This window comes from Saccharopolyspora sp. NPDC002578 (assembly GCF_053592695.1).
This window is the reverse complement of sequence record NZ_JBSFWJ010000141.1, coordinates 1-5815: the sequence shown is the minus strand read 5'-3', so window position 1 is coordinate 5815 and position 5815 is coordinate 1. Positions and strand designations below refer to the sequence as shown.

Below are 5815 nucleotides of genomic sequence, written 5' to 3'. Positions count from 1 at the left end.
TTCTCGCTGCGGGATCTTTTTCCCAAGTGGCTCCGCCACGAGGGAAAAAGCTGTCCTCGCGAGAAGAACGCTGAGAACCCGCGGGTGGTCGGCTTGCTTTGGTGGTCGCTGCTCAGCGGCTTCGCCGCTGACAAGATGAAGATCGGTCCGTCATCCGGCCAGGCCGCGGACGTACATGTAGACGTCGAGGACTGCTAGGAGGAGGGGGAGCAGGGAGATCGCGGTGAGCATTTCGAAGATGTCGACGGCTCGGCCCCAGTAGGGGCGCAGCTTGCGGCCGGGCAGCGTCGCCGCGGCCACCACCAGCAGGACTCCTGCCAGCAGCACGGCGCTGGTCACGTAGAGCATCCGGGAGAACGGGTCGACGCCCGCGGCCAGCAGGAACAGGTCCGCTCCCAGCGCCCACCCGGCGGGCACCAGGTGCGCCCAGCGCTGCAGGGCGCCGTCGATGTGGCGGGACCGCAGCAGCAGCACCACGCCGAGCACCGCGATCATGATCATCGGCCACATCTTCGCCGCGGCCAGCACGACCGTCGTGAGCACCAGCAGCAGCGTTCCCAGCGACAGGTAGAGCGAGCTCATGTACCGGTTCGCCATCGCCGAGCGCTGCACCACGACCTGGTGCGGCACCGGATCGGTGTCCTCGCCGAACTCCTCGGCGCTGGTCGGCAGCGCGGGCAGGCTCAGCCCCGCGAGCCGGAACGAGGTCGTCGGCACGAAGCCCAGCACGACCGTGCTCAGCACCACGCCGATCGCCGCCGCCTGGTGCGGCTCGGCGGGGGAGAAAGCGCCGATCAGCGCGGTGATCGCGCCGATGACGCTCACGAACAGCCCGCCGATGAACAGCAGGCCCGCTTCCGCGGTGCCGAGCATGCCCAGCACCAGCACCGCCACGACCAGCACCAGCGCGCACGCCAGGCTGGCTCCGACGCCGGACGTCGCGTCGATCGACAGCGGCAGCATCCAGCCGGTGATCGCCGCGAACGGCACCGCCACCCAGGCCAGCACGGTCGCGGTGACCCCGTCACCGCGGCTGCGGGACAGGATCGTGGCGGCCAGCAGCAGCGCGACGACCACCACCGCCGGGAACAACGTCCTGGCCAGCGCGGGCGGTCCCGGGATCAGCAGCGTCGCCGCGGTGAGCAGGAACGCGACACCGCCGAAGGCCAGCAGCATCCACCGGCTGAACCGGTCGGTCCAGGCGTCCGGGCGCATCGAGGTCTGCTCGGCGATCCCGTCCACCAGGTCGTCGAAATCGATCTCCGGCAGGGCCGCGGCGCGCGGTCGCAAGTGGACCGTTTCGCCGTCGAGCAGCCCCAGCTCCGAGGTGGTGCGGTTCTCGTCGAACGGGGCCTTGCCGAGTCGTTGCAGCACCCAGCCCTCGTGTTCCACGCCTTCGTCGGCGAGGTCACCGCCCGCGTGGTGCAGGATCGCGGGCAGCAGGTCGATCAACGCTACGTCGGTCGGCAACGCCATTTCCACGGACCGGTCCCGGACGACCAGTCGTAGCCTGCAAAGCTGGTTTGTGACATTCTTGGTGGCGTCTTCCACGTTGGTGTCCGGTTTCCTTCCTGGCTGGCTGGCCGAGACCGTGACAACTCGGAAACCTAATCCGCGCACGCGTATGCGCGCGCGGCCGTGGTCTTCCGGGGGCAAATCGGAGGGGAACCCCGCACCAGAGGGAGACATGCGTTGAGCACAACGCTGTTCCGCAGGCCCGCCCGTCGAGTAGGGCCCGCGATGCCCACCGACCAGGTGGACCTGCAGGAACCGCCGTCGCTGCCCCAACCGCAGAGCAGCAGCTTGAGCATGGTGCTGATGTACCTGCCCATGGCGCTCATGGCGGGCGCGATGATGATGATGATGATGCAACCGGGCCGCGCGTCCGGTCCGATGATGTACGTCGGCGGCGGTCTGATGGGGACCGCGATGATCCTCATGCTCGTCAGCCAGCTGCTGCGCGCGCAGACCGACCGCAAGCACCAGCTCACCGGTGATCGCCGCGACTACCTGCGCTACCTGGCGCAGACCCGCAGGCAGGTCCGCAAGACCCTCGGTGAGCAGCACCGCGCGTCGACCTGGGTGCACCCGGCGCCGGGTTCGCTGTGGTCGCTGGTGCTGAGCTACCGGCTCTGGGAGCGCCGCGCCGCGCACGAGGACTTCGGCGAGGTGCGCATCGGGCTCGGCCCGCAGCGCGCCGCGGTGAAGATGGTGCCGCCGCAGACGAAGCCGGTGGAGGACCTGGAGCCGTTGGCGGCGCACGCGCTGCGCCGGTTCCTGCGCGCCTACACGACGTTGCCGTCGGCGCCGATCGCCGTGTACCTGCGCGGGTTCGCGCGGGTGCAGATGCGGGGTGAGCCGGACGCCGAGCGCGCCCTGGTGCGGGCGATGCTGGCGCAGCTGGCCTCGTTCCACTCGCCCAGCGACCTGGTGATCGCGGTGTGCGCGGGGGACGAGCAGCGCCCCGAGTGGGACTGGGTGAAGTGGCTCCCGCACGCCCAGGACGACGACCGCCGCGACGGCGCCGGTCCGCTGCGGATGATCTCCGACAACGTCACCGAGCTGGAGCGGATGCTCGGCGGTGAGGTCTTCACCGAACGCCCCCGCTTCGAACCGTCCACCCCGGTCACCGCCAGCGAGTCCTTCGTGGTGATCGTCGTCGACGGCGTCACCGTGCCCGCGGGCCACCGGTTCGCCGGTGCCGGCTACCGCAACGCCGTGGTGATCGACATGGACGGCGCGCTGAAGTGGCAGGCCAGCCGTTCCGTGCTGCACCTGGAGGTCGACTCCGAGCAGATCCGCACGGTGAACTTCGACCGCGCCGGGCGGGAGAGCACCAAACCGCTGTGCCGCCCGGACGCGATGAGCTTCGCGGCGGCGTCCTCGCTGGCCCGCGCGATCTCGCCGAACCGGGTGGGGACCTCCAACGACACCAGCGAACCGCTGGCCACCGACTACGAGCTGACGACGCTGCTGGGCATCTCCGACGCCCGCACCTTCGACACCGACCGGCTGCGGCGCGGGCGTTCCGCCTGGCAGCGGCTGCGGGTGCCGATCGGCATCGCGGGCAACGGCACGCCCATCGAGCTCGACATCAAGGAATCCGCCGAAGACGGCATGGGGCCGCACGGCATGCTCGTCGGCGCCACCGGCTCCGGCAAGAGCGAACTGCTGCGGACGCTGGTGCTGGGCCTGGTCACCACGCACCCGTCCGACGAGCTGAACCTGGTGCTGGTGGACTTCAAGGGCGGTGCGGCGTTCCTCGGGTTCGAGAAGCTGCCGCACACCTCGGCGGTCATCACGAACCTCGTCGACGAGCTCGAACTCGTCGACCGCATGCAGGACGCGCTGACCGGTGAGATGAACCGGCGCCAGGAACTGCTGCGCTCGGCGGGCAACTACAGCTCGCGGCGCGACTACGAGAAGGCCCGCCGCTCCGGGGTGCCGCTGGACCCGATGCCGTCGCTGTTCGTCGTCGTCGACGAGTTCAGCGAGATGCTCGTGAGCAAGCCCGAGTTCATCGACGTGTTCGCCATGATCGGCCGGCTCGGCCGGAGCCTCGGCGTGCACCTGCTGCTGGCCTCGCAGCGCCTCGACGAGGGCCGCATCAGCAAGGTCGAGACGCACCTGTCGTACCGGATCGGCCTGCGCACGTTCTCCGCGATGGACTCCCGCGCCGTCATCGGCGTGCCCGACGCCTACGAGCTGCCCTCGGGGCCGGGCAACGGCTACCTGCGCTCGGACACCCAGACGCTGATGCGGTTCAAGGCCGCCTACGTCTCCGGCCCGTACCGCACGCCGCGCCGCCAGCGCAGCCGCGAGGTCATCGAGGAGCAGCTCGTCGCGTTCAGCGGCAAGTTCATCGAGCCGCGGGTGCGCCGCACCGAAGAACCCGCGGAGGAGCAGCCCGAAGGCGAATCGCAGCTGTCCGTGGTGGACGTGCTCATCGAGAAGCTCCAGGGCGTCGGACCGGCCGCGCACCAGGTGTGGCTGCCGCCGATGCGGTTCTCGCCGACGCTGGACGAACTGCTGCCGCCGTTGCTCGACGACCCCGAGTCGGGGGTGCGCGCCGCCGACCGCAAGACCTCCGACGGCCTGCGGGTGCCGCTGGGCCTGATCGACCTGCCCGCGCAGCAGCGGCGCGAACTGCTGACCATCGACCTCAGCGGCGCCGAGGGCCACATCGGCGTCGCCGGTGGCCCGCAGGCCGGCAAGAGCACCTTGGTGCGCACGCTGATCGCGGCGCTGGCTCTCAACCACAGCGCGCGCGAAGTGCAGTTCTACTGCCTCGACTTCGGCGGCGGATCGCTGGCGCCGCTGGTGGGGTTGCCGCACGTCGGCAGCGTCGCGAACCGGCTCGACCGGGACCGGGTCTCGCGCACCGTGCAGGAGGTCATGAACCTCATGATGCGGCGCGAGTTGTTCTTCCAGAACAACAACCTCGACTCGATGGTGTCCTACCGGCGCGCCCGCAGGCAGGGCAAGTTCCAGGAGGACCCGTACGGCGACGTGTTCCTCGTCGTCGACGGCTGGCACACCGTGCGCCAGGAGTTCGAGGAGCTGGAGAACCGGTTCCAGGAGATCGCCACCCGCGGCCTCACCTACGGCATCCACCTGGTGATCACTTCCGGTCGCTGGTCGGACATGCGGGCGTGGCTGCGCGGCGTGCTCGGCACCCGGCTGGAGCTGCGGCTGGGCGACCCGATCGACTCCGAGGTGAACTCGCGGCTCGCCGCGAAGGTGCCGAACCAGCCCGGCCGCGGCCTCACCATGGACAAGCAGCACTTCCAGATCGCGCTGCCGCGCATCGACGGGCGGTCGTCGGTGGACGACCTGGCCGACTCGGTGCAGGACCTGGTGGACGCGATGGCCGTGCCCGGCGCCCCGAAGGCCCCGCCGGTGCGGCTGCTGCCCGCCGAGGTGCACATCTCGGAGCTGCCCGCCCCGCAGCCGGGGGTGGCGGGACTGCCGAAGATCGCGCTCGGCATCGACGACGTGGACCTGGCGCCGCTGTGGCACGACTTCGACGTCACGCCGCACCTGATGCTGTTCGGCGACACCGAGTCGGGCAAGACGAACATGTTGCGCCACATCGCCAAATCGATCGCGGCGCACTACACGCCGAAGCAGGCGCGGATCATGTTCGCCGACCTGCGCCGCGAGCTCTACGACTCGGTGCCCGCCGACTACCACCTGGGTTATTCGGTGGCGGGCGACGGTTTCGGGACCACGGTCGACGAGGCCACCGGGCTGCTCACGAAGCGGCTGCCCGGCCCGGAGATCACGCCGGACCGGCTGCCGAAGCGGGACTGGTGGCACGGCGGTGAGCTCTACATCATCGTCGACGACCACGAGCTGATCCAGAGCGGCATGAACAACCCGCTGCAGTCGCTGACCTCGCTGCTGCCGCAGGCGTCGGACATCGGCCTGCACCTGATCATCGCGCGCAGCACCTCGGGTGCCAGCCGGGCGATGATGGACCAGGTGATCCGCCGCATGTGGGAGCTCGGGACCCCGGCGATGCTGATGTCCTGCCCGAAGGACGAGGGCAAGTTCCTCGGCGACCTGCGACCGAAGACGCTGCCGCCCGGCCGGGCCCAGTTCGTCAACCGCCGCCGCACGGTCCGCATGCTGCAAACCCCGCTGCTGGACCCAGAACCGGCCCGCGCCGGCTGAGCCGGGCCTGCTCCGGAGTGAACGGACCGTTCGTCCAACGGGATCGCCGAGCAGCTGGAACGCCTTGCGCGGGAAGCGCTCCTGCCCTTCGGCGCTCGCGGCGGCGGGGGCGAGCTCGTCGCGGGCGATCTCCGCGGTC

General features: G+C 70.3%; 3 protein-coding genes. 2 read left to right on the top strand and 1 reads right to left on the bottom strand.

From position 1 onward, the window contains the following. Nucleotides 1–198 (top strand): hypothetical protein (locus tag ACWD38_RS29930; protein WP_450125411.1); only part of this gene is annotated, 198 nt, incomplete at its 5' end. On the opposite strand, the gene eccD is transcribed toward ACWD38_RS29930, so the two are convergent. Then, a complete protein-coding gene (gene eccD / locus ACWD38_RS29925; RefSeq protein ID WP_281398363.1) occupies nucleotides 151–1689 on the bottom strand; it encodes a type VII secretion integral membrane protein EccD in 1539 nt (512 codons plus the stop codon). The genes ACWD38_RS29930 and eccD overlap by 48 nt on opposite strands. 3 nt (nucleotides 1690–1692) lie before the next feature. Between eccD and eccCa the strand changes: the two genes are divergently transcribed. Further along, nucleotides 1693–5676 carry a type VII secretion protein EccCa gene (gene eccCa / locus ACWD38_RS29920; protein WP_221315933.1) on the top strand — a complete coding sequence of 1328 codons (3984 nt, stop codon included), beginning with the start codon at nucleotides 1693–1695 and terminating at the stop codon, nucleotides 5674–5676. Nucleotides 5677–5815 lie beyond the last annotated feature (139 nt).

Bases quoted from the DNA above. Each gene is read 5' to 3' on its own strand.
- eccD (WP_281398363.1), bottom strand. From the start codon at position 1,689: ATGTCTCCCTCTGGTGCGGGGTTCCCCTCCGATTTGCCCCCGGAAGAC.